Annotated in this window: 19 protein-coding genes; 14 read left to right on the top strand and 5 right to left on the bottom strand. The window is 71.1% G+C overall.

All coding sequences use genetic code 11. From position 1 onward, the window contains the following. Window positions 1–147 precede the first annotated feature (147 nt). The 4 genes from OG226_RS23880 to OG226_RS23865 all read left to right on the top strand — a co-directional run bounded on the left by OG226_RS23880 (window position 148) and on the right by OG226_RS23865 (window position 4,938). Window positions 148–1,419 (top strand): aspartate kinase, encoded by a 1,272-nt coding sequence (locus OG226_RS23880; protein ID WP_328680818.1) that lies wholly within the window; start codon window positions 148–150, stop codon window positions 1,417–1,419. Continuing rightward, window positions 1,419–2,486, top strand: a complete 1,068-nt coding sequence (locus tag OG226_RS23875) for an aspartate-semialdehyde dehydrogenase (RefSeq protein ID WP_328680816.1) — start codon at window positions 1,419–1,421, stop codon at window positions 2,484–2,486. The genes OG226_RS23880 and OG226_RS23875 overlap by 1 nt, the downstream gene beginning before the upstream one ends. Before the next feature lie 524 nt (window positions 2,487–3,010). Beyond that, window positions 3,011–3,586 (top strand): SigE family RNA polymerase sigma factor, encoded by a 576-nt coding sequence (locus OG226_RS23870; RefSeq protein WP_328680815.1) that lies wholly within the window; start codon window positions 3,011–3,013, stop codon window positions 3,584–3,586. Further along, window positions 3,583–4,938 carry a hypothetical protein gene (locus OG226_RS23865; protein WP_329349974.1) on the top strand — a complete coding sequence of 452 codons (1,356 nt, stop codon included), beginning with the start codon at window positions 3,583–3,585 and terminating at the stop codon, window positions 4,936–4,938. Before OG226_RS23870 ends, OG226_RS23865 begins: the two co-directional genes overlap by 4 nt. A 67-nt stretch (window positions 4,939–5,005) precedes the next feature. Here the strand turns inward: OG226_RS23865 and OG226_RS23860 are convergent, their stop codons facing one another. Then, window positions 5,006–5,794 (bottom strand): SURF1 family protein, encoded by a 789-nt coding sequence (locus tag OG226_RS23860; protein ID WP_329349973.1) that lies wholly within the window; start codon window positions 5,792–5,794, stop codon window positions 5,006–5,008. A gap of 159 nt (window positions 5,795–5,953) precedes the next feature. Here OG226_RS23860 and OG226_RS23855 point away from each other — a divergent pair, with 159 nt between their 5' ends. Then, a complete protein-coding gene (locus OG226_RS23855) occupies window positions 5,954–7,753 on the top strand; it encodes a S9 family peptidase (RefSeq protein ID WP_329349972.1) in 1,800 nt (599 codons plus the stop codon). Window positions 7,754–7,822: 69 nt separating this feature from the next. Here the strand turns inward: OG226_RS23855 and OG226_RS23850 are convergent, their stop codons facing one another. Then, window positions 7,823–9,733 carry a potassium channel family protein gene (locus tag OG226_RS23850; protein ID WP_328686404.1) on the bottom strand — a complete coding sequence of 637 codons (1,911 nt, stop codon included), beginning with the start codon at window positions 9,731–9,733 and terminating at the stop codon, window positions 7,823–7,825. Window positions 9,734–9,913: 180 nt separating this feature from the next. Here OG226_RS23850 and OG226_RS23845 point away from each other — a divergent pair, with 180 nt between their 5' ends. Both OG226_RS23845 and OG226_RS23840 read left to right on the top strand, forming a co-directional pair. Next, window positions 9,914–11,005 (top strand): permease, encoded by a 1,092-nt coding sequence (locus OG226_RS23845; protein ID WP_329349971.1) that lies wholly within the window; start codon window positions 9,914–9,916, stop codon window positions 11,003–11,005. Beyond that, window positions 11,002–11,784: a TIGR03943 family putative permease subunit gene (locus tag OG226_RS23840; RefSeq protein WP_329349970.1), complete on the top strand. Its 783-nt coding sequence runs from the start codon at window positions 11,002–11,004 to the stop codon at window positions 11,782–11,784. Before OG226_RS23845 ends, OG226_RS23840 begins: the two co-directional genes overlap by 4 nt. An 11-nt stretch (window positions 11,785–11,795) precedes the next feature. Here the strand turns inward: OG226_RS23840 and OG226_RS23835 are convergent, their stop codons facing one another. Next, window positions 11,796–12,239 (bottom strand): DUF5994 family protein, encoded by a 444-nt coding sequence (locus OG226_RS23835; RefSeq protein WP_329349969.1) that lies wholly within the window; start codon window positions 12,237–12,239, stop codon window positions 11,796–11,798. 288 nt (window positions 12,240–12,527) lie between these two features. Here OG226_RS23835 and OG226_RS23830 point away from each other — a divergent pair, with 288 nt between their 5' ends. The 4 genes from OG226_RS23830 to OG226_RS23815 all read left to right on the top strand — a co-directional run bounded on the left by OG226_RS23830 (window position 12,528) and on the right by OG226_RS23815 (window position 14,698). Next, window positions 12,528–13,313 carry a hypothetical protein gene (locus tag OG226_RS23830; RefSeq protein ID WP_329349968.1) on the top strand — a complete coding sequence of 262 codons (786 nt, stop codon included), beginning with the start codon at window positions 12,528–12,530 and terminating at the stop codon, window positions 13,311–13,313. A 135-nt stretch (window positions 13,314–13,448) separates the two neighbouring features. Further along, window positions 13,449–13,775 (top strand): MerR family transcriptional regulator, encoded by a 327-nt coding sequence (locus tag OG226_RS23825; RefSeq protein ID WP_328680799.1) that lies wholly within the window; start codon window positions 13,449–13,451, stop codon window positions 13,773–13,775. 212 nt (window positions 13,776–13,987) lie between these two features. Further along, on the top strand, window positions 13,988–14,191 hold the full coding sequence (locus OG226_RS23820; protein ID WP_019063123.1) for a cold-shock protein: 204 nt from the start codon (window positions 13,988–13,990) through the stop codon (window positions 14,189–14,191). Between the two features lie 168 nt (window positions 14,192–14,359). After that, window positions 14,360–14,698: an SCO5918 family protein gene (locus tag OG226_RS23815; protein WP_328680793.1), complete on the top strand. Its 339-nt coding sequence runs from the start codon at window positions 14,360–14,362 to the stop codon at window positions 14,696–14,698. Between the two features lie 88 nt (window positions 14,699–14,786). Here the strand turns inward: OG226_RS23815 and OG226_RS23810 are convergent, their stop codons facing one another. Beyond that, the gene (locus tag OG226_RS23810) at window positions 14,787–15,845 is read right to left on the bottom strand and encodes a PucR family transcriptional regulator (RefSeq protein ID WP_329349967.1); all 1,059 of its coding nucleotides are present in this window, start codon (window positions 15,843–15,845) and stop codon (window positions 14,787–14,789) included. 254 nt (window positions 15,846–16,099) lie between these two features. Here OG226_RS23810 and OG226_RS23805 point away from each other — a divergent pair, with 254 nt between their 5' ends. The 3 genes from OG226_RS23805 to OG226_RS23795 all read left to right on the top strand — a co-directional run bounded on the left by OG226_RS23805 (window position 16,100) and on the right by OG226_RS23795 (window position 24,080). Continuing rightward, window positions 16,100–16,741: a hypothetical protein gene (locus OG226_RS23805; protein WP_329349966.1), complete on the top strand. Its 642-nt coding sequence runs from the start codon at window positions 16,100–16,102 to the stop codon at window positions 16,739–16,741. Between the two features lie 105 nt (window positions 16,742–16,846). Beyond that, window positions 16,847–19,192 (top strand): flotillin family protein, encoded by a 2,346-nt coding sequence (locus tag OG226_RS23800; RefSeq protein WP_329349965.1) that lies wholly within the window; start codon window positions 16,847–16,849, stop codon window positions 19,190–19,192. Between the two features lie 76 nt (window positions 19,193–19,268). Then, window positions 19,269–24,080 (top strand): DNA repair ATPase, encoded by a 4,812-nt coding sequence (locus tag OG226_RS23795; protein WP_329349964.1) that lies wholly within the window; start codon window positions 19,269–19,271, stop codon window positions 24,078–24,080. Between the two features lie 31 nt (window positions 24,081–24,111). Here the strand turns inward: OG226_RS23795 and OG226_RS23790 are convergent, their stop codons facing one another. Next, window positions 24,112–24,471, bottom strand: a complete 360-nt coding sequence (locus OG226_RS23790; RefSeq protein ID WP_328680785.1) for a hypothetical protein — start codon at window positions 24,469–24,471, stop codon at window positions 24,112–24,114. Window positions 24,472–24,742: the final 271 nt, after the last annotated feature.

Genomic DNA, 24,742 nt, shown 5'->3' with positions numbered 1-24,742 from the left:
CCCTTGGCACTTTTCCCGCACCTCGTAAGTGGGCATGCGCTGACCTGGGCGTCCGAAGCTTCCGAATCTCACCATGCGATACCGCGGAAGCGGATTTCGGGTGCTCGTTAAACTGAGCCGACACACAGGACTGAGCGAGGAGCGCACGTGGGCCTTGTCGTGCAGAAGTACGGAGGCTCCTCCGTAGCCGATGCCGAGGGCATCAAGCGCGTCGCCAAGCGAATCGTCGAAGCGAAGAAGAACGGCCACCAAGTGGTCGTCGTCGTTTCCGCGATGGGCGACACGACGGACGAGCTGATCGATCTCGCCGAGCAGGTATCTCCGATGCCCGCCGGGCGTGAGTTCGACATGCTGCTGACCGCGGGGGAGCGGATCTCCATGGCGCTGCTGGCCATGGCGATCAAAAACCTGGGCCACGAGGCCCAGTCGTTCACGGGCAGCCAGGCAGGCGTCATCACCGACTCGGTCCACAACAAAGCGCGGATCATCGACGTCACGCCCGGTCGGATCCGTACGGCGTTGGACGAGGGCAACATCGCCATCGTCGCCGGGTTCCAGGGTGTGAGCCAGGACAAGAAGGACATCACCACGCTGGGGCGGGGCGGCTCGGACACGACCGCCGTCGCGCTGGCCGCCGCGCTCGACGCCGAGGTGTGCGAGATCTACACCGACGTCGACGGTGTGTTCACCGCCGACCCGCGCGTGGTGCCGAAGGCGAAGAAGATCGACTGGATCGTCTTCGAGGACATGCTGGAGCTCGCCGCCTCCGGCTCCAAGGTGCTGCTCCACCGCTGTGTGGAGTACGCCCGCCGATACAACATCCCGATCCATGTGCGGTCCAGCTTCAGTGGACTTCAGGGCACCTGGGTCAGCAGTGAGCCGATTGGGGACCAGCAGGTGGAGCAGGCCATCATCTCCGGTGTCGCGCACGACACCTCCGAGGCCAAGATCACGGTCGTCGGCGTGCCCGACAAGCCGGGCGAGGCCGCGGTGATCTTCCGGACGATCTCCGACGCCCAGGTCAACATCGACATGATCGTGCAGAACGTGTCGGCCGCCTCGACCGGCCTCACGGACATCTCCTTCACCCTCCCCAAGGCGGAGGGCCGCAAGGCCATCGACGCCCTGGAGAAGAACAAGGGCGGCATCGGCTTCGAGTCGCTGCGCTACGACGACCAGATCGGCAAGATCTCGCTGGTCGGCGCGGGCATGAAGACGAACCCCGGCGTCACCGCCGACTTCTTCACCGCCCTGTCCGACGCGGGCGTCAACATCGAGCTGATCTCGACCTCCGAGATCCGCATCTCGGTGGTCACCCGCGCCGACGACGTCAACGAGGCCGTCCGCGCCGTGCACACGGCGTTCGGCCTCGACTCCGACAGCGACGAAGCCGTCGTCTACGGAGGCACCGGCCGCTGATGGCCAGCACCGGAGCGACCGTGCGTCCGACGCTCGCCGTGGTCGGCGCGACCGGGGCCGTCGGCACGGTCATGCTCCAGATCCTGTCCCAGCATGCGGACATCTGGGGCGAGATCCGCCTGATCGCCTCTCCGCGCTCGGCCGGCCGCAAGCTGGCCGTGCGCGGGGAGCAGGTCGAGGTGGTGGCCCTGACGGAGGAGGCCTTCGACGGGGTCGACGTCGCGATGTTCGACGTCCCCGACGAGGTCTCCGCCCAGTGGGCGCCGATCGCCGCCGCCAAGGGCGTGGTCGTCGTCGACAACTCGGGCGCCTTCCGGATGGACCCAGAGGTGCCCCTGGTGGTCCCCGAGGTCAACCCGCACAAGGTGCGCCGGCGTCCGCGCGGGATCATCGCCAACCCGAACTGCACGACGCTGTCGATGATCGTCGCCGTGGGCGCGCTGCACGCCGAGTTCGGGCTGCGCGAGCTGGTGGTGTCGTCGTACCAGGCGGTCAGCGGGGCCGGCCGGGCCGGGGTGGAGACCCTGCGCCAGCAGCTGTCCCTCGTGGCCGGTACGGACCTGGGGACCAAGCCCGGTGACGTACGGCGGGCCGTGGGCGACAACACCGGGCCGTTCCCGGAGCCGGTCGCGCTGAACGTCGTACCGTGGGCCGGGTCCCTGCGGGAGGACGGCTGGTCCTCGGAGGAGATGAAGCTGCGGGACGAGACCCGCAAGATCCTCGGTCAGCCCGCGCTGCCGGTCGCGGTGACCTGCGTGCGCGTCCCGGTGGTCACCACGCACTCCCTCACCGTGCACGCCCGTTTCCAGGGCGAGGTCACCGTCGACGGGGCGCGCGAGATCCTCGCCACGGCCCCGGGCGTCGTCCTCTTCGACAATCCGGCGGCCGGGGAGTTCCCCACACCCGCCGACGTGGTGGGCACCGACCCGACCTGGGTGGGGCGGCTGCGGCGGGCGCTGGACGACCCGACCGCGCTCGAACTCTTCGTCTGCGGGGACAATTTGCGCAAGGGAGCGGCCCTCAATACCGCGCAGATCGCCGAGCTGGTGGCGCGCGAACTGGCCTGAGCACGGGCCCAACTCCCCCTGCCCCACCGTAAATCCGCTGGCCAGTGGCGCACGAGTTTGTAGGATCAGTGTGCGCGATGTGGCCGGATTAATGGTTGGGAACCCTTGAATCCAGCCACCTCCGCATCCGAAGATTTCACTCCCCGCTTCCCGCAACCGCGCGGTGAGCGGGGAGCGTCTTTGCGAACGCCCTTCAGGTGGGCGCGTGGTGATGCGGTAAGGGACGTGGGGACGTCCCGGACATTTCATGACACAGGGGAAGAGCGGGTAGGCATGAGGGTGTTCGACGCACTGCCGGTTGTGCTGCCTGACACCAGACGGGTGGGTGATGACGCCGGGCAGGTGGGCGCTGACAGCAGACAGGTGTGTGGACTGTTTGTTTCGTCTGACGTAAATGTGACGGCCGACGCGTACAACCCCCAAGGGGGGAAGCGTGTCCAACTGGCGTGGCTCAGGTACTCGACTTCACTGCGGCACGCGGAACGGCCCTCCGGCCTCCGCGTGGATCCCGTGCGCCCGGCGGCATGCCGGTGATCGCGCCGATGCCCGCAGCGCGGCCCGCCCGCATCCCGAACCAGCGCGACGGTGTCGACGACGCCGTCGCGGCCGGAACGACGGTCGACCATCTCACCGAGACCTACCGGGCGCACTACCGCTCGCTGCTCGGCCTGGCCGCACTCCTCCTCGACGACACCGCCTCCTGCGAGGACGTCGTCCAGGAGGCGTTCATCCGGGTCCACTCGGCGCGCAAACGTGTCCGTGACCCCGAGAAGACCCTGGCCTATCTGCGCCAGACGGTCGTCAACCTCTCCCGCTCGGCCCTGCGCCGCCGCATCCTCGGCCTCAAGCTCCTCTCGAAGCCGATGCCGGACATGGCCAGCGCGGAAGAGGGCGCGTACGACCTGCTGGAGCGCGACTCCCTCATCAACGCCATGAAGGGACTGCAGCGCCGCCAGCGCGAGGTCCTGGTCCTGCGCTACTTCGCGGACATGACCGAGGCGCAGGTCGCCGAGTCGCTCGGCATATCGCTGGGCTCGGTGAAGGCCTACGGCTCGCGCGGGATCGCCGCCCTCCGGATCGCCATGGAGGCCACGGCATGAGCGACAAGGCCGACGGAAACGGCACGGCCGAGGGAAACGGCTCGCGTGAACGGCGCGAGCCGGACATCCGGCGCGGCCCGACCTGGGCGCGCGAGGAACCGCCGAACGAAACACATGCTGGGAACGGAACTGTGAACCACGGCCCCGACGAACAGAGCCCCACCGGGCCGAGCCTCGACGGGAACCCCGAGAACCGCGACAACTCCGGGGACTCCGAGGGCATCGAGGAACGGCACCCCGTAGGACCCGTAGAACCTCCGGGCTCCGGAGGACAGGGTCCCGACGAGCAGAGCGACGACCCGCACGGCATCGACCCGCACGGCGACGACGTGTTCGGCACCGCCGTATTCGGCTCCGAAGGCTTCGACCCCGACGAGCTGGCGCTACGGCGGCTGCTGCACCAGGCGGTCCAGGAGGTCGAGCCGCGCGACGGCACGCTGGACCTCCTGCGCAAGGCGGTACCGGCCCGCCGGGCCCGCAAGCGCCAGGCACTGGTCGGCATGGCGGCCACCGTGCTCTTCTTCGGCACCGCGATCCCGGCCCTCGTGCACGTCTCGAACTCCACCGGCTCGGACGCCGATCCGTCCATCATGGGCAACAGCTCACAGGCGCAGGGCGGCACCAGCCAGGGCAAGGGCCCGGACGGCGGCTCCAGCACTTCGGGCGGCACCTCGGGGCAGGCCTCGCAGAACCCGGGCGGCCACAAGAACGACGGCACGGGCAAGACCCCCGGCCACGGCACCGTGAGCGCGAACCCCTCGGCCAGCACCGGGACGGCCACGCTCGTCTGTACGGCCGAACAGCTCGGCGCCTCGAACTCGACGGTGGACGCCGCCGATTCGGCGGGCATCGTCTACGGCACCTTCAGCGTCACCAACACCTCCGGCACCAGCTGCACCGTCGGCGGCCCCGGCACCGTGGGCACCTACGCGGTGGGTGCCGCCGACTCCAGCAAGATCACCGTGGTGCAGCACAGCTCGGGGGACGCGGCGGCCGGCCTGCCCGACCCGTCGACGGCGGTCTCCCAACTGGTGCTCCAGGCGGGCGCCTCCTACGTGGTCAAGTTCGCCTGGGTGCCCTCCGAGACCTGCCCCACCACCGGCACCAGCACCGGCGGCACCACCACCGGCGGTTCGACGGCCAGTCCGTCACCCAGCGAGGACGCCAGCACCAGCAGCGGGTCCACGAGCGGCGACGCCGGGACGTCCGCCCAGCTCCTGGAGGACGGCACTCTCGACGGCAGCGTCCAGGTCACGCACACGGCGGAGGCGGGCTCCCCGACGGTCACGGCCACGGTGCCGAACGCGTGCGCGGGCACCGTCTACCGGACGGGTCTGCTGGCGGGGTCGTAGACCGGACCGCGGGTCCACAGGTGGTCAGCCGGGTCGGGGGACCCGGCCGTGTCTGTGTCCGGCCACGTCAGACGGTGGCGTGGGCCGCTTCCTCGTCCTCAGGGACGAGGCCCAGCTCCGCATCGCGCGCGAACTCCACCTCGCGGCGCAGCAGCCGGAACCACATGAAGACGACGAAGCCCGCGAAGACGAACCACTCGCCGGTGTAGCCGAGGTTCTGGAACGCCTTCAGGTCGAGGCCGGTGTTCGCGGGCGCGGTCGCCGGTACGGCCCTCATCCCCGAGTCGCCCTTGTCGAGCGTGATCCACGCGTCGTACACGGGGTACGGCACCAGGTTCACCAGCGAGGCCGCGCTGATCGCGCCGGTCTGGCCGGACGGCAGGCCGCCCTGGGCGCTGACTCCGTTGTCGCCGGGCGTCTCGGATGCTTGCAGCGAGCCGGTGACGGTGACCTCGCCGGTCGGCGCGGCCGGTGCCTTCGTGGCGTCGGGCTTGCCGGGGATCCAGCCGCGGACGACGGGAAGGGCCTTGCCGTCGTCGGTGCGCAGCAGGGTCAGGACGTAGAAGCCGTTCTTCCCGTCCAACTGGCGGTCGGGGACGAGGAGTTGCTTGCCGTAGTGGCCGGTCGTGGTGGCCCGGCGGCCCGAGGTGCTCTGGTCGACCGGGAGCAGTGAGGCGAGCGGGCGGGCCGCTTCCGTGCGGTCGGTCTCGACCTGGCGGGTGGCCTGGTGGCTGCTGTCCACGCGCGCCTGGAACCGGCTCAGCTGCCACGACCCCATGAAGATGCAGAAGGGGATGGCGAGCAGTACGAAGACGTTGATGCCCCACCAGCGCGATGTCAGCAGAAACCGGTACACGCCGTCCACGGTACGGGGCTGTCGTGAGGCCCTCGGCCCGGGGGTCGGCCCGAAGGTTCACCGGGCGTCGGCAATGCTCCGACCGGGACTTGGTCGAAGTTATCCACAGGCTGAGGATCCGGTCGGCGCAATGTCGTTGTGGGCGGGCAGTATGGGGCCATGACTGAGAGCAACGGGTCCGAGAACACACCGGACTGGGAGAAGCGCTTCCGGGCGCCCCGCGTGTCCCTGCCCGACTGGGCGGAGGACGCACCCGACCGTTCCCTGTTCGTGTCGAACGCGACGGGGACGTATGAGCTGTACGCCTGGGACCGGGCGACGGGCGAGCAACGCCAGGTCACCGACCGGCCGAACGGCACGACGGACGGTGTGCTCTCCCCGGACGGGGAGTGGATCTGGTGGTTCGACGACAAGGACGGCGACGAGTTCGGCGTCTGGCGCCGCCAGCCCTTCAAGGGAGGACCGGACGAACCCGCCGTCCCCGGCCTCGAACCGTCCTACCCGGCCGGGGTCGCCCTCGCGCGCGACGGCAGGACCGCCGTGGTCGGCCGCTCGACGGACGAGGACGGCACGACGATCCACCTCGCCCGCACCGGTGACGAGACCACGCTGATCTACCGGCACCGCGAGTCGGCGGGCGTCGGCGACCTCTCGCACGACGGTTCGCTGATCGCCGTCGAGCACACGGAGCACGGCGACGCGATGCACTCCGCGCTGCGCGTCCTGCGCCCGGACGGCACGGCGGTCGCCGACCTGGACGACACCAAGGGCGGCACCGAGGAGCTGGGCCTGGAGGTCCTCGGCTTCGCACCCGTCGACGGCGACACCCGTCTCCTCATCGGCCATCAGCGGCGCGGCCGTTGGGAGCCCTTGGTGTGGGACGTGGTCAAGGGCGGCGAGACGGACCTGTCCCTGGACCTGCCCGGCGACGTCAGCGCCGAGTGGTACCCGGACGGCTCGGCCCTGCTCATCGCGCACAGCTTCGAGGCCCGCAGCGAGGTCTTCCGCTACGACCTCGCCTCGGGCGGACTGGAGAAGGTGCCGACACCGCCCGGTTCGGTCTCGGGCGCGACGGCCAGGCCGGACGGCAGCGTGGAGTACCTGTGGTCGTCGGCCGCGGAACCCTCCGCCGTGCGCTCGACGACGGGCGAGGTGGTCCTGGACCCGCCCGGTCTGAAGTCACCCGGCTCGGTCCCGGTGGAGGACGTGTGGGTGGAGGGCCCCGGCGGCCGCATCCACGCCCTGGTCCAGAAGCCGGCGGGCGCCACCGGCCCCCTCCCCACGGTCTTCGACATCCACGGCGGCCCGACCTGGCACGACAGCGACTCCTTCTCTGCGGGCCCGGCGGCCTGGGTCGACCACGGGTACGCGGTCGTCCGGGTCAACTACCGCGGCTCGACCGGCTACGGCCGCGCGTGGACCGACGCCCTGAAGTACAGCGTCGGCCTGATCGAGCTGGAGGACATCGCCGCGGTCCGGGAGTGGGCGATCACCTCCGGCCTCGCCGACCCCGCCCGCCTGATCCTCACCGGCGGCTCCTGGGGCGGCTACCTCACCCTCCTCGGCATCGGCACCCAGCCCGACGCGTGGACCCTGGGCATCGCGGCGGTCCCGGTCGCCGACTACGTGACGGCCTACCACGACGAGATGGAAGCCCTGAAGGCCATGGACCGCACCCTCCTGGGCGGCACCCCCGAAGAGGTCCCGGCCCGCTTCGAGGCATCCTCCCCGCTGACCTACGTCGACAAGGTCACCGCCCCGGTCTACATCTCCGCCGGCGTCAACGACCCCCGCTGCCCGATCCGCCAGATCGACAACTACGTGAAGCGGCTGGAGTCGCGGGGTGCCGTGCACGAGGTGTACCGGTACGACGCGGGGCACGGGTCGTTGGTGGTGGACGAGCGGATCAAGCAGGTGAAGCTGGAACTGGACTTCGCGGAGCGGCATTTGGGGAAGTAGGCAGGGTTTCCCGAAGGGTTGATCTTCTCGGGAGTCGCGTGAGGAGCGGGGATCCGAACTCCCCGCTCCCTACGTCCCCGCCCGGTCCCGGGGCCGCCGCCCCAGCAACTCCGCCAGCCCCCGCCGAGTCGCCGCCAGCACAACCCGGTCCGCGTCCCGCAGGACGTACGTGTCGGGGAGGTCCCAGACCAACCCCGACCGCCGTACGTCCTCGGAGGCGTCCCGCGTCGCCGTGTCCAGCGCGAGCACCCGCCACGACCCCGCCCGGAACGCCTCGGCGATCGTCTTCCCTTCCAGCTGGGGGTGCCCGCCCACGGTCATCGCCGCGAACAGCAACACCCGCCGCTCGACAGGGATCGCGCCCAGGATCTGCCGGCCCATCATCGCCCCGGCGAAGGCGGGCGCGGCCAGATGGGACACGCTCCGGCTCCGGGTCAGGGCACCGGGGTGCGCGGCCCGCAGGGTGCGGTACACGGCGGTCGCGAAGTCGTCGTCGTACAGCCGGAGTACGACCCGTAGATCCGGCCGCACGGACCGGGCGTACAGCACCGCTTCGAGGTTCGTCGTGTCGGAGCTGGTGACCGCGAGGAGGGCGTGGGCGCGGTTGACCTTGGCGGATTCCAGGACGCCCTCCTGGGTGACGTCACCCAGGATCACCGGCACCCGCAGCCGGCGCGCGACCGCGAGCCCGCGGGCCTCGGGGTCGGCCTCGACGCACACCACGGGGATGTTGAGTTCGCGCAGCCGGGTCAGCACCCGGGTGCCGATCTTGCCGAGCCCGAGCAGCACGACATGCCCGCCGAGTCCCCGCGGCGGCTTGCGCAACGCGGACGCCGTACGGAAGGTGCCCAGCGCCTCCAGCACGGCGGCCAGCAGCACCGGCAGCATCAGCAACCCGACGAGCCCGGACAGGAGTTGAAGGATCTGCCGCCCCAGCGGCGCCCCGATCGCGGGGTCGTCGATCGCGAAGAGATCGAGCAGCGTCAGATAGAAGGCGGTCAGCGGATGGATGTGGGTCACCAGCCACAGCGAGACGGCGAGCGCGATCACACACGCCACCATGCCCGCCAGCGACCACCGCAGCCGCCGCGAGAAGAGCGAGGACCACGCCGGGACGACACCGCCCCTGCGCCCGACCGGCAACTGCGGCCCGGCGTACGACACCTGCTCCAGGACGACGGTCCCGCGCCCGGTGGCGGAGGCGACGGCCGCCGCGTCGGGGAGCAGGCGCGGGCCCTGTTCGCCCATGCCCTCGGAGCCGTCCGCGCCGGCCGGGTCACTGCTCGTCGCCGACAGCAGGGCGAGCGTGGCAAGGCCAGGATCGGCGACCTCCCCGGGTCCCGGCGGCGGCCGTTCCACCGCGCGCAGCAGCAGCCCGTCGGTCTGGACGACCTTGCTGGTCCCGGCGAGCGCGGTCGCGGCCAGCGCGGGCGCGGCGGTGTCGGCGTCGGAGAGGACGGTGGTCGAGGCGTCGAACCCGGAGCCGGGCCCGCCGCCCGCTCCGTCACCGGTCGCCAACGCGGCGGCCTGGTCGAGGAGTTCCTCGATGTGCTGGCCGAGCCGCCGGTTGTAGAGGCGGATCACCAGCCGGATACGGGGGTTGAGGCGGCGGGCGGTGAGGGCGGCGCGGATGTTCGTCTCGTCGTCGTCATGGACGAGGGCCAGCGCGGTCGCCCGGTCCACGCCCGCCTCGGCGAACACGGCCTCGGTCAGCTCGGCGACCTCCAACACCCGCTCCCCGCGCGGGGGTTCGGGGGCGACCGGTGCGCCGCTGCCGCTGCCACCGTTGCCGTTGGTCCGGCCCACCGCCGCGTTGACCCGGTCGAGCAGCGCGGCCGAGGCGGCACGCGCGCGGCCGACGACCGGTGGGCGGGCGGAGGCGTCGGAGAGCGGGACGACGAGGGTGATCTGCTCACCGTAGACACTGCGGAGTTCGACGGCGAGCCGGTGTACGAGCGCGTCGTCGCCGCACACCACCATGTGTGCCCGGGCGCTGCCCGGAGGGGTCTGATTCGGAACGGTGCTCGCCACGAGGGGAAAGACTGCCCCAAGGAGGCGAGTGGTTCCAGTATTCCGCTGAACACCCGTGCCCCGACTGCCGTATGCAGAGACAGGGAGCAAAACTCGCGAAACCAGGCGTCTGCCGGAGGTACCTCACCCGTGGCCATCACCACCGAACCAGCCGCGCCGACCACGGAGACGCCGCCGGAACCGCGCCTGAATCAGCAAGCGAAGCCGGACGCGAAGCCGGACGTGCCCGCGCAGGAGTCACCGGTCGCGCCCGCCGAAGCGGCGAAGGACGGCTGGCAGTTCAACTCGCCGCTCGTGCTGACCATGGTGCTGCTCGTGGTCGTCCTGGCGCAGGGCCCGATCCGCCAGGCGCTGTCCGCGCCGGTGATGCAGAGCTGGATGACGGTCTTCGTGGCCGTGGTCGTGCAGGCGCTGCCCTTCCTGGTGCTGGGCGTGCTGCTGTCGGCCGGGATCGCGGTGTTCGTACCGGCGACGTTCTTCACCCGTGCGCTGCCGAAGAACCCGGTGCTGGCCGTGCCGATCGCCGGCATGGCGGGCGCGATCCTCCCCGGCTGCGAGTGCGCGTCGGTGCCGGTGGCCGGGGCGCTGGTGCGGCGGGGCGTCACCCCGGCGGCGGCGATCGCGTTCCTGCTCTCCGCCCCGGCGATCAACCCGATCGTGCTGACGGCGACCGCCGTGGCGTTCCCGCGCAACCCCGAGATGGTGCTCGCCCGGTTCGTCGGCAGCCTGCTCGTGGCCTGCGTGATGGGCTGGCTGTGGACGCGGATCGGCCGCACCGACTGGCTGCGCCTGCCCGCCCACGAACCGCACGAGGGGGAGACCAAGGGGGCCGCGTTCTGGGGCTCGGTACGTCACGACGTGATGCAGGCCGGCGGGTTCCTCGTCCTCGGCGCGATGTCGGCGGCCACGCTCAAGGCGGTGGCACCCGCAAGCTGGCTGCGCACGGCCGCCGACAACCCGGTGGTCGCGATCCTCGCCCTCTCGATCCTCGCCGTGCTGCTGTCGATCTGCTCGGAGGCGGACGCGTTCGTCGCCGCGTCGCTCACCCAGTTCTCGCTCACGGCCAAACTCGCGTTCCTGGTGGTGGGCCCGATGATCGACCTGAAACTGTTCGCCATGCAGGCGGGCACCTTCGGCCGCGGCTTCGCGATGCGCTTCGCACCGGCCACCTTCGTCCTCGCCATCGCGGGCGCGGTCGTCACCGGGGCGGTGCTCCTGTGAACCGGCAGGCACAGGCGGCCGTCCTGTTCCTCGTCGGCGCGGCCCTCCTGCACGCGGGCTTCACCAACCTCTATCTGCGCTACGTCAAGGCAGGCCTCCAACCGCTCCTCCTGCTCTCCGGCGCGGTCCTCATCGTGACCGCACTGGCCACGGCCTGGTACGAGTGGCGCCGGACGCGGCTGGAGAAGGCCCAGGCGGAAGCGCACGCGGCGCACGCGGAGGCCCACCTGGAGGACCACACCGAGGAAGAGGCTCACGAGGGACACGTCCACCGCGAACCCCGTATCTCCTGGCTCCTGATCCTCCCCCTGTTCGCCCTGATCCTGGTCGCCCCGCCGGCCCTCGGCTCCTACAGCGCGGTCCGCACCGGCACCGCCCTCCAGCAGCCGTACGGCCTTCTCAAGCTCCCCGACAGCAATCCGCTCACCCTCGGCCTGGTCGACTACGCGAGCCGTGCGGTCTACGACCACGGACGGTCCCTGGGCACCCGGCAGTTGAAGGTCACCGGCTTCGTCGCGCTGGACAAGTCGGGCTCCCCGTTCCTCGTCCGCATGGCTCTCAACTGCTGTGCCGCGGACGCCCAGCCGGTGAAGATCGCCCTGACCGGCAAGATCCCGCCGGTACTTCAGCCCGACACCTGGCTGGAGATCACCGGCACCTACACCCCCCAGCAGACCAAGGACCCCATCAACAACCGCCCGATCCCCTACTTCCAGGTCGCCCAGGCCAAGCCGGTCCCGACGCCGAAGGACCCGTACGACGAGAGCTGGAACCAGTAACTGGCCCGGTTTCAGAGGAGGTTGGCGACCGCGGCGGCCATGATCGGCTCGGCCGCCACCTCGGTCAGCTCCGGCGGTACGACCAGCAGGTCCCAGCGGCCGCGGCCCGGCGCGAGCAGGACGACGGTGTTCGGGGCGTGCACGGCGGTGGTCCGGTGCAGCCGTACGACCTGGTTGGCCACGAGCATCCGGCCCGGGGCGGTCGACCAGACCCGTCCGTTCACCATCACGCTGACGATGTGCCCCCAGGTCCGGGGCAGCCCGGCGAGCAGGCGCGGTACCTCGGTGAGGACGTCGTAGGAGTGCGGCCACCAGGCTCCGTCGAGGCGGCGGGGTACGGCGGTGTGCGCGGCGAGGCGCAGCCGGAGGGCGGGTGGGGCGCTCTGCTCCACGTCCGGCGAAGAGGCGTTGGTGTCCGAGGCGGGCGAACTGTGGGTGTCCGTGGGCGCGTTCATGTCGCGGTCCCTGTCCCCGGCCGTCCGTCGTGCGGCGGTCCGGTGCTGTGGTGCACTGGGAACGACGACGGCTCCAGAGCCGAGGTGCGGAGAACTCCCGGTACCGCTCACCGTACTCCCGGCCCGGGCGGACCGGCCTGCGCCGGAGGCACTCCGAGGCCCTCCGCGGTCCGCGGGCGTACCGTGAAAGGACCGAGGATCTCTCGTGCACCGGATCGCACCGGTGCCGTTCTCGGCGAACCACGACGCCGGGGCGGATGTGTCCGCGCCCGGGGCAGGGCTCAGCCCATGACCGTGAATGTGCCCGGTCGGCCGGTGACGGTGACCGCGGACGCGCCCGCGGCCCCCGCCGGACACGGCGGTGCCGGTACGGCGAGCTGGGAGAGGACGTGGCCCGCATCCGGCCACGAGCCCGGCACGTCCGGCCATGAGCGAGGCACGTCCAACCGTGAGCGCGGCCCGTCGCCCTGGGAAGGCGACCGTGTCCGCCCCCTCAGCCGCCGCCAGATCGAGGACCGCTTCCAGGATCTCGGCGTGCTGTACGAGGAGACCTGCGGCGGGAACCGCAGGGGCAACCGTTCCCGCACCGCCTTCCTGCGACGCCTGGCCGGTGACGTCCGGCGCCCCGGCTTCACCCTGCTGATCGCCGAGAACACGACCCTGACGGCCTGCGCCTACGGCTTCCCCGTCCGCGCCGCCGATCCCTGGTGGCAGGGCCACGACACCCGGCTGCCCCGGCCGCTGCACGGCCTCGCGGTCACGGGCGGGCTCTTCGCGGTCTCCGGGATCGTCGTCCCGCCCCGCGTGCGCACCCATTACCAGGACCGGGAGTGGAACCTCGCCCGGCGCCTGCAACGCCGGCTGCTCGCCGATCACGCGCCGACCCTCGGCGTCACCCTGGTGCCCCGCACCGACAGCGAGACCCTGTCGGCCTACCGGGCATGGGGCTGGCAGGACGTCGCGGGAGCACCGTCGGACCCCGGGCGAGCACCCGAACGGGGCTCCCTGCGGGGCCCCGGCGGTCTTGATCCACGGCTTCCGGGCACCTGCCGGGTGCTGGTTCTGGGCCCCTGAGAGCGTCAACCGGCGTCAGGACATCTGTGCTCGCCGCGACAGAGATTCCCCGGGTGCGACTAGAGTTCTCGTACGGGGGAACCAGCTCCCGCGGCAGGCCGATCCCGCCCCGGGCGGCCCGCAGGAAAGGTGTACATGCCCGCAGAAAGCCAGCAGCCCACGGCCGACCGGCTCGACGACGACGACTACCCCGCCTACACCATGGGCCGGGCCGCCGAGCTGATCTCCTCCACCCCCGGTTTCCTCCGGTCATTGGGTGAGGCCGGGCTGATCACCCCGACGCGGTCGGACGGCGGTCACCGCCGCTACTCGCGCCGTCAGCTCCGCACGGCCTCCCGCGCGCGCGAGCTGGTCGACCAGGGGACGCCCATCGAGGCCGCGTGCCGCATCATCAGCCTGGAGGACCGGCTGGACGAGGCTCTGCGCGTCAATGAGGAGCTGCGCCGCTCATCCCATCGGTAGAAAATCTGATGTCCCCGAAACAGAAATTCACCGTTTCGGGCGGCCCTTTTCTCGCCCAATTCCCTCATCGCGAAAATGGGTTCCGTGCTAGGCTGACTTCAGTTGCAGTTGTGGTTGCCAATTTTGAACCGGACCTCCGGTGCAGGTGATCATCACGGCGATGGAGGAGATTCGTAAAGTGCGGATCTCGTGCACTGCCTAGGAGTTAAGACATGGCCACCGGTACCGTGAAGTGGTTCAACGCGGAAAAGGGCTTCGGCTTCATCGAGCAGGACGGCGGCGGCGCTGACGTCTTCGCCCACTACTCGAACATCGCCACCCAGGGCTTCCGCGAGCTGCAGGAAGGTCAGAAGGTGACCTTCGACATCACGCAGGGCCAGAAGGGCCCGCAGGCGGAGAACATCGTTCCCGCCTAAGCACGCGAAGCTGCGAAACAGGGGCCCGCACCTTGGGTGCGGGTCCCTTTTCGTATCTGCTCATTTACCTGCTGTTCCCCGGCCGTTCTCGGCTTCCCGGCATCCCCGGCTTTCCCCGAGGAGAAATCCTCCCCTCTCCTCCCGCTCGAAACCCCTTGGTGAGGCACCATGCGCTGCGTGATCGCCCGTTACCCCTTCGATCTGACGAAGAGCGAGGTGGAGGAGATGCTCAAGGGCATCCGCCCGGAGCAGCCCGTCACCGGCCAGTGCGCCGTCATCAGCCGCAAGCTGTACCCGGTCAAGCAGGTCGGCGAGGTCATCACCAAGCAGGACCGCCGTGACTTCACCGCCTTCGAGGTGACCAGGGCCCTCTCCCGGCTCGGCTTCACCTGCCACGAGACGCCGCCCGCGCCCGCCACCCCGGCGCCCGCACCGGCCCCCGCCGCGGAGACCCCCACGGACTCCGGCCCGGACTCGACCTCGTACATCGGCACCACCCTGGGCTGACGCCTCCGCCCGCACGTCCCCGCACACCCCGAGCGACCACGCCGCCATAGATCCACGGGCGCGAGGTCGCTCTTTGCGTACCGACGCCTCACAGTTCCTTGTCGGGCCAGTCCAGCAGGCGGGCCCCGATGACCGCCGTCTGCAGCGTGTACCGCTGGCCGGGGTCCGCCGGATCCGCGCCGGTCAACTGATGGATGCGTTCCAGCCGGTACGTCAGCGCGCGCACGCTCAGCGAGAGCCGGCGCGCGGACTCCGCCGCCACACAACCGGAGTCGAAGTACGTCGACAGGGTGTCCAGCAGCGGGCGCGCACCGCCGCGCGCCCTGGTCAGCGGGCCCAGCGCGTCGAGCACCAGATCCGCCATCGCCTGCCGGTCGCGCGTGAGCACCGGGTAGACCAGCAGGTCGGCGGCGCGCAGGAGGGGGCCCTCCAGGTCGAGCCGCTCGGCCAGTTCGAGTGTGTTGAGAGCTTCCTCGTACGACTGGACGATCCCGCCCGCGCCCGGCTGCGGCCGACCGATCGCCGCGCGGGTGCCCTCCGCGGCGGCGTACGACTGCTTGGCGAAGTGGGCGAGGATGTCGTCCTGGTCGCCGGGCGCGACACAGAGCATCCGGCCGGCCTTCGTGGTGAGCAGGATGTTGCGGTCACCGAAACGGCTGATCATCGCGCGCTCCACCTGACGCGGCACCGGCGCGCTCTCGTCGTACGGCGTCGGACCCTGGACCACGGCGACCGCGTGCGAGTGGGAGAGGCGCAGGCCGAAGCGCTCGGCGCGTTCCGCGAGCCGGCCCAGATCGCTGCGGCCGTAGAGCAGGTCGTCGATGAACTCCCGCCGCGCCGCCTCCTCTTGGCGTACCGCGAGCCGCTGCGCGCGTTCGTACCCCTCGGCGAAGGCGTCGACCACCTGCTGCACCGCGGCAAGGGCGCAGTCGGCGGAACCGGGGGTCTGCGGCCAGGCGGCGCGGGTCGCGGTGAGATGGGCGTTCACCAGGGCGCGCAGTCCGTGACCGGCCTCGGCCGCCTGCTCGCCCAGGGTGCGGCGGGCCTCCAACTCGGCCCGGGTCAGGCGGCGTCCGGTGCCGGCGACGTCCGCCAGGAGCCGCGCATACCCCGCCAGATACTGCTCAGGTATTTCGCGCTCCGACAACTCCGCCCCCTGTTTTCTTGACGCCCCGGTGACGCTTTCTTAGCGCGTCATCGGCATCAAGACCCTAATGAACACTGCCGGGTTCCGGCAATGCGCGGGCGTGCACCCCGCGTGCACCATGGCGGCAGGGGAGCACCGCGGAAGGTTCCGGTGCCGGACACCGGCAGGTGGTCGGCACCGGAACCACGATCCGCGGATCCCCGAAGTCTTAACGCGTCGTGGACACAGCGGACAGGGGACGGAGGGCCGGGATCATGGGGGCGTTCTTCGCTGCCGCGACCGGTTTTCCCACCGTCGTCTTCACCGCCGCGCTCACCGTGGTCGTCCTGTTCTGGCTGCTGGTCGCGCTGGGCGCGGCGGACGCCCACGGACACGCCCATGCCCACCTCAACTCCCGTGCGCACGGCGACGGTTGGGGGCTCGGCGGAGTTCCGGTGACCCTCGCCTTCTCGCTGTTCACCGCCGTCGGCTGGCTGATCAGCTACTGCGCGAGCGTGCTGCTCGTCCCGTCCGGCCCGGTCGGAGTCCTGGTCGGGGCGGCCGTGCTGATCGGCACGGTGTACGTCTCCTGGCGGGCGACCAAGCTGTTCGTACGACCCCTGCACCGGCTGTTCCCCGACGAACACGGGCCGTCCCGGCTGGACTTCGTCGGGCTGACCTGCACGATCCGCACCGGGTGGGTCGACGCGGGGTTCGGCCAGGCCGAGGTCAGGTCCGCGGACGGCTCGGCCGCGGTGGTCCAGGTCCGGCAGACGGGCGGCGGCTCCGGCGAGGGCGTCCTCGCCAGTGGAAGCACCGGACTGCTCTACGCCTACGACGAGACCGGCGAGTTCTTCTGGGTCGCGCCCTACGACAGCGCGCTCGACCCGAGGACCGGCCCCGGCACGACGGGATAGGCCGCCAACTCCTGTTGGCCTACGGCCGTTGCCCACGCCTGTTGGTCAACTCCTGTTGGCCCACGCCCGTTTCCTCACCCTTCTCATTCCTTGGGGACCCATGTCATGAACGCCATCACCGTCGGCATCGGTGTGTTCGTCGCCGTTGTCCTGCTCATCGCGCTCACCCTGCTCCTGGTGGTCGGCCGGCTCTTCCGGAAGGTGGAGCAGGGGCGGGCGCTGATCGTGTCCAAGACGAAGAAGGTCGACGTCACCTTCACCGGGGCGGTCGTGCTGCCGGTGCTGCACAAGGCCGAGTTCATGGACATCTCGGTGAAGACCATCGAGATCCGGCGCACCGGGCGCGAGGGTCTGATCTGCCAGGACAACATCCGTGCCGACATCCACATCAGCTTCTTCGTGCGGGTCAACAAGACCGTCGAGGACGTCATCAAGGTCGCGCAGGCCATCGGCACCCAGACCGCGAGCGACCCGGTGGCGATCCAGGACTTCTTCGCCGCGAAGTTCTCCGAGGCGCTCAAGACCGTCGGCAAGCAGCTGGACTTCGTCGATCTCTACACCAAGCGCGAGGAGTTCCGGGACCGGATCATCCAGGTCATCGGCACCGATCTCAACGGCTACCACCTCGACGACGCGGCCATCGACTTCCTCGAACAGACACCGATGACCCAGCTCGACAACCAGAACATCCTGGACGCGCAGGGCATCCGCAAGATCACCGAGCTGACGACCATCGAGCACGTCCGCACCAACGAGTTCCAGCGCACCGAACAGAAGGAGATCACCCGGCAGAACGTCGACGCCCGGGAGACCATCCTGGAGCTGGAGCGCCGGCAGGCCGAGGCGGAGATCAAGCAGCGCCGTGAGGTGGAGGTCCTGCGGGCACGCGAGGAGGCCGCCACCGCGAAGGTGCAGGAGGAGGAACGGCTGGGCGCCCAGGCCGCGTTCCTCCGCACCGAGGAGCAACTCGGCGTCCAGCGCGAGAACCAGGCCCGCGAGATCGCCGTCGCGCAGAAGAACCGCGAGCGGGTCATCGCCGTCGAGAACGAGCGCATCGAGAAGGACCGGCTCCTCGAAGTCATCGCCAGGGAACGGGAGACCTCGCTGTCCGGGATCGCCAAGGACAAGGAGGTCGAGGCCGAGCGCCGCGAGGTCGCGGACGTGGTCCGGGAACGGATCGCCGTGGACCGTACGGTCGCCGAGCAGGAGGAGGCGATCAAGAAGCTGCGGGTGGTCGAGGAGGCCGAGCGCACCCGCCAGGCCGTGATCATCGCCGCCGAGGCGGAGGCGCAGGAGAAACTGGTCAAGGACATCAAGGGGGCCGAGGCCGCGGAGGCCGCCGCCAAGCACCGTGCCGGTGAGCAACTCACCCTCGCCGAGGCCCGGTTGAAGTCCGCCGACCTCGACGCCCGTGCCAAGCTCCGGCTCGCCGAGGGCATCCAGGCGGAGGCGGCGGCTGCCGGACTCGCCGAGGTCCAGGTCCGCGACAAGGAGGCCGAGGTCACCGTGAAGGCCGGCCGCGCCGAGGCCGAGGCCACGGGGGCGCGGCTGCGCGCGGAGGCGGAAGGCACCGAGGCCCGGCTGCGCGCCGAGGCCGAGGGCACCCGGGCCAAGGTGCTCGCGGAGGCGGAGGGTGTGCGGGCGAACGCGCTCGCGGAGGCCGAAGGTGCGCAGGCGAAGGTGCTCGCGGAGGCGGAGGGCACCCGGGCCAAGATGCTCGCGGAGGCGGAGGGTGTGCGGGCGAACGCGCTCGCGGAGGCCGAAGGTGTGCAGGCGAAGGTGCTTGCGGAGGCGGAGGGTGTGCGGGCGAACGCGCTCGCGGAGGCCGAAGGTGCGCAGGCCAAGGTCCTCGCGCAGGCCGAGGGCCTAAGGGCGAACGCGCTCGCGGAGGCCACCGGCATCGGCGAGAAGCTCAAGGCCGAGGCAGAAGGGCTCACCGAGAAGGCCGCCGCGATGGCCGCCCTCGACGACTCCTCGCGCGGCCACGAGGAGTACCGGCTGCGGTTGCAGGCCGAGAAGGAGATCCGGCTCGCGGGTCTCGACGTTCAGCGGCAGGTCGCCGAGGCGCAGGCCACGGTCCTTGCAACCGGTCTGGAGCACGCCGACATCGACATCGTCGGCGGCGACTCGGTCTTCCTCGACCGGCTGATGTCGTCGATCTCCTTCGGCAAGAGCGTCGACGGCTTCGTCGCCAACTCCCAGACGGCGCAGGCCTTGGCGCGTCCCTGGCTGGACGGCACGTCGAACATCGCCGACGACCTCGCCCGCGTCCTCGGCCCGGTCTCCACGGCCGACGTACGGAACCTCACCGTCTCCGCGCTGCTGATGAAGCTGATGACCTCGGACCCGGCGAACGCCGGTCAGGTACGGCAACTGCTGGACAAGGCAGGTGAGTTGGGCCTGGCGGATACCCCGCTGGCCGCGCTCAACGGCCACCCGGCGAAGGCCTGACCCCACCCACGGTCCGGAACTGCCGCACAGGGGACGGCAGTTCCGGACTCACCCCCCTGAGAATCTGAGAGGGACCATGACCACCGGCCTGGACACCGGCACCTACGAGGTCCTGCGCGACCGCCTCGCCGCACAGGCCGCCGAACTCGCCCGCCGCGCGGAGAAGCTCAACACCCGCCGCACCGAGGAGTTCGGCTCCACCCGCCTCGAACTCACCGGCACCGAACGCCTCGACACCGAGCACCCGGCGGCGCCGCGCGACCTCGTCGCCGTAGGAGACACCCTCCTCTTCGGCCGCCAGGTCTCCCTCGGAGTCACCCGGGAGACGACGGTCGCCGACGTCCTCGCCCTGCACGACCGACACGACCTGCGCCGACTGCCCGAGAACGCGGTCCCCGGACTCCTCGACGACCCGGATTTCATGCGGGAGTTCACGGCCCTGCACCGGTACTACCGCCAAGCCCGCCTGCTCCAACTCCGTTGCCTCGACGGCAAGTTGCTGGCCGTCTTCCGTACCGGCGAGAAGGCCGACGACATCCGGGTGCTGCGCTGGGCCCTCACGGACGACGGCCGCTCGGCGACCTTCCTGGACGCGCACGGCGAACGCGACCACGTCTTCCCGCCGCCGTACGACGTCGACTGGACGGCGACGACCCGCGAGGACCTCGTCCCCGGCCGGCATCCGCACGTCCGGATCCAGGACGGGCTGTACGTCGACACGGTGGGCGGCACGCTCACCGTCAAGGTGGAGGACAACACCGAGACGGGGGAGGGGATCTACTCCGAGCCGGTGGACGAGCCGTTGCAGTCGGCGGCCGACGCGGAGATCGCCTATGCGCGGGTGGGTGCGCTGGTGCTGCTGCGTGTGTGTCCCTACAAGGAGGAGGCCCACCGCTACCTGGTCTTCAACACGCTCACGAAGTCCGTCGTCCGGCTCGACGGGATCGGGCTGTCGTGTCAGCGGCTGCCCGAGGAGCGGGGGATCGTGTTCCCGGGCGGGTACTGCCTGGCCACGGGGGTGTGGAAGACCTTCGAAGTGGACACCAGCGGGCTGGAGTTGGAGCGCGTGGTGCGCTCGCCCAACGGCGAGGACGTGCTGTTCGCGTACCGGGCGCGGGTGCCCGGGCGGAGCCTGCTGCTGCCGTACAACATGATCCGCAAGGAGGTCGCCAACCCGCTGTCCTGTCAGGGCTGGGCGCTCTTCGACGACGGTGTGTTGACGGTGCTGCGCGCGGTCGGGGAGGGGGAGGCGGCGCGCGTTCATCCGGTGCGGGTGTGGCGTACTCCGTACGTCTCGGACACGTATGCCGCCGATCGACTCGTCGGCTCAGGGCCGCTGTTCCGTGTCGGGAACGCCGATCTCGTGCGCGGCATCTCCGACTGTCTGTCCCTCGCGGGTGCGGTGGCCGGGATGGAGCCCACGGCGGAGGTGTACGAGGCGCTGGTCGGTGCCTGTGTCCGGGCGGCGGACTCGTACCACTGGCTCGGGGACCCCGAACTCGGTGACCTGGGCGGTCCGTTGGCGGACGTCCGGGTCACGGCGGAACAGGTCCTGGCCGAGTTCGAGACCGTCCGGACGCTCACCGCCCGTGCGGCCGATGCCCTTGACGATGCCACCGGCCGGCTCACCGGGCTCGTACGAAGGTTGCGGGGCGAGGCGCCCCGGGACGCGGCCGGGTGGGTCGCCGGACTGACCGAACTCCGGCGTGCGCAGGGGCACTTGTTGACGTTGAAGGAGATGCGGTACGCGGACACGGCGCGGATCGACGAGTCGGCGGCCGGGGCGGAGACGGAGCTCCGGGCGTTCGGACAGCGGGCGGTCGCGTTCCTGGCGGGCGAGGGCGCGTTCGCCGGACACCATGAGCTGATCGGCGAGCTGATCGCGGAGGCGAGGGAGCTGGCCACGGTCGCCGAGTCGGCACCGGTGGCCGCCCGGCTCGACGAACTCACCGACGGGCTGCGGACGGTGACCGAGGTGATCGCCGGGCTGGACATCGGTGACGCCATGGTTCGCACGTCGATCCTGGAGCGGATCGCCGAGGTGCTGGGCGGGGGCAACCGGGCCCGTGCCACGCTGGACGCCCGACGCAGGGAGCTTCAGGACCGGGAGGGCCGGGCGGAGTTCGCGGCCGAGTTCGCGCTGCTGGGCCAGGCGGTGACCGGCGCGCTCGCTGACGCGGCGACACCGGAGGCCTGCGACGATCAACTCGCTCGCCTGCTGGTCCAGTTGGAGAACCTGGAAGCGCGCTTCGCGGACTTCGACGACTTCCTCGCCGAACTGACCGGCAGACGCACCGAGATCTACGAGACCTTCTCCGCCCGCAAGCAGACGCTGGCCGACGAACGTGCCCGTAGGGCCGAGCAGCTGGCGGTCTCGGCCACCCGGGTCCTGGAGACGGTGGCGCGCCGGGCGGCCACGCTCGCCGACGCCGACGCGGTCAGTACGTACTTCGCCTCCGACCCGATGGTGACGAAGATCCGCCGCACCGCCGGCCAACTCCGGGACCTGGGCGACCGGATGCGGGCGGAGGAGCTGACCGGACGGCTCGCGGCGGCGCGCGAGGAAGCGGTCCGTTCCCTGCGCGACCGCACCGACCTCTCCACGGACGGCGGCCGGACCCTGCGCCTGGGGCGCCACCGTTTCGCCGTGAACACCGAGCCCCTCGACCTCACCCTGGTCCCCGCCGGTGACGGCCTCGCCTTCGCCCTCACCGGCACGGACTACCGAACCCCCGTCACCGACCCGGAGTTCGCGGAAACCCGTCGCTTCTGGGACCGCCCGCTGCCCTCCGAGTCGCCGCGGGTCTACCGCGCCGAACACCTCGCCGCCCGCCTCCTCGACGAACACGGCGCCCAGGCCCTCGCCCAGGAGCCCGACCTCGCCACCCTGGTCCGCCGGGCCGCGCAGGAGTCGTACGACGAAGGCTACGAACGGGGTGTGCACGACCACGACGCGACCGCGATCCTGGCCGCGCTGCTCCGCCGGTACGAGGGCGCGGGCCTGCTGCGGCACGAACCGGCGGCCCGGGCAGGGGCGTTGCTGTTCTGGACGCACGGCACGAGCCCGGAGGAGCGCGCGAGTTGGACGCGCCGGGCGCGCTCGCTCGCGCGGGCCCGCGACACCTTCGGACCGACCCCGGCCGTCGCCGACTTCCTGACGGAACTCGCGGGACGGACGGGTGAGCCCGCCGCCGCGTACCTCTTCGACGAACTGACCACCGGCCCCGAGGGCTTCGTGATCAGCGCCGCCGCACGCACCCTCCTCGACAAGTTCCGCCGCACGGTGGGGAGTTCTGCCTACGACGATGATGTGCTCGCCGTCGACGACCCGGCCGCCCGCCGCCAGCTGGTGGAGGCGTGGCTGACGGCGTACACGACGGCGTCCGGCACCGAGGCCGATCCGGGTGACCTCGCGGAGGCGGTGGCCGCCGAACTCTGCCCGGATGCACGGCGCTACGAGTCGGACGCGCGGCTGACGGAGACGGTCGGGGGACTGCTGGGCACGCACCCGCGCGTCGAGGCGGGGTCGTTGGCGCTTCGGGTCGATGAACTCCTCGCCCGGACCGGGGAGTTCAGGGCGTCGGACGTCCCCGGCCATCGCGCGTACCAGCGCCGCCGTACGGCACTCGTGGCAGCGGAACGGGCCCGGCTGCGCCTCGACGAGTACCGGCCGCGTGTGCTGTCGTCCTTCGTGCGGGGGCGTCTGGTCGACGAGGTGTATCTCCCGTTGGTCGGCGACAGCCTGGCCCGGCAGATCGGTACGACGGGGGAGGGGCGGCGCACCGACACGGGCGGCCTGCTGCTGCTCGTCTCGCCGCCGGGGTACGGCAAGACGACCCTCATGGAGTACGTCGCCGACCGGCTCGGGCTGGTGCTGGTCAAGGTCAGCGGGCCCGCCCTCGGGCAGGGTGTCACCTCCCTCGACCCGGCCGAGGCGCCGAACGCGACCGCCCGGCAGGAGGTGGAGAAGATCGACTTCGCGCTCGCGGCGGGCAACAACGTGCTGCTCCACCTCGACGACATCCAGCACACCTCGCCCGAACTCCTGCAGAAATTCATTCCGTTGTGCGATGCGACGCGGCGGGTGGAGGGCGTGTGGGAGGGCGTACCGCGTACATACGACCTACGGGGGAAACGGTTCGCCGTCTGCATGACCGGCAACCCCTACACCGAGTCGGGCGGGCGTTTCCGGGTCCCCGACATGCTCGCCAACCGTGCCGACGTCTGGAACCTCGGCGATGTCCTGACCGGCAAGGAGGCGGTGTTCGCGCTGAGTTTCCTGGAGAACGCGCTGACCTCCAACCCGGTCCTCGCCCCGCTGGCCGGCCGCGACCGCGCCGACCTGGACCTGCTGATCCGGCTGGCGGAGGGCGACGCGACGGCCCGCGCGGACCGGCTGTCCTACGCCTGCGACCCCGCCGAACTCGCCCGGATCGTAGGCGTGTTGAGGCACCTCATCGCCGCCCGGAACATCGTCCTGGCGGTCAACTCCGCGTACATGGCGTCGGCCGCGACGACGGAAACGGCCCGCACGGAACCGCCGTTCCGGCTGCAGGGGTCGTACCGCACCATGAACCGCATCGCCCAGCGCGTCGAGCCGGTGATGAACTCCCGTGAGCTGTCGGCGGTGTTGGACGACCACTACACCGCCGAGGCGCAGACCCTGGGGGCGGGCGCCGAGGCGAACCTGCTGAAGCTGGGGGAGCTGCGCGGCACGCTGACCGGTGAACAGGCCGTGCGCTGGAGTGAGTTGAAGGCGGCGTACGTGCGGGAGCGGGGTGCGGCGGAGGACGAACCGCTGCGCCGCGCGGTGGCCGCCCTCGGGGTGCTGGCCGAGCGCATCGGGGCGGTGGAGTCGGCGATCACCCGGGCGAGCGGCCCGGGATGATGCCCACCGATCCTCGATCCCCGCCCAACTGCTAGAGCTGGAGCAGCCGTTGGGTGATCTCGCGGTACTGCCGCAGCGCGTTGCGGAACTCCTCGGACTCGGCCTCGGACGGGGACTCGGGGTCCTGGTCCGCCCAGGCGGCGCGGAGGAGGTCGCGGCGGGCGGCGAGCGCGGTCACGAGCTGGGCGGTGGCCTCGTCGTAGGCGCTCTCCGCCTCTTCCAGGGCGTCGCGCGGGGTGTCCGCGAAGGTGTTGAGGGCGTGCCGCAGCCGCTGGAGGACCTTGTCCCGCTCGCTCGACGGGAGCAGCGGCTCGGGGCCCGGGGTGCGACGTTCGGAGGGGGTGCGGTTCTGGCCCGCGGGTTGTTGGGCGCGTGTCTGGTCGTACATCATCGGGAGTCGCTTCCGTCCCGCCCGAAGGCGTTATTGGGATCGTCCGTGCACCGGCCACTGCCCTGCGCCGTGCTGCCAGTCAACGTGCGGCGACGGTTCGTGTCAACGCGGCGGTCACGCGCTCCCGGCCACCGCGTTCCGGTGCGTGCCGGAGTACCGTGGAAGGACCGAGGCCTTCGCGTGCCGATGTCCCGCTCCGGCGCCGTGTCCTCGCGTTTCCCTTCACAGGGGCAGCCCGTGACCCCGGCCGCGCCATCCGCAGCGAGGCCGA

It is taken from the genome of Streptomyces sp. NBC_01261, from assembly GCF_036226385.1.
Lineage (GTDB): Bacteria > Actinomycetota > Actinomycetes > Streptomycetales > Streptomycetaceae > Streptomyces.
The sequence above is the reverse complement of the archived record's forward strand: the minus strand, read 5'-3'. Positions and strand labels throughout refer to the sequence as shown.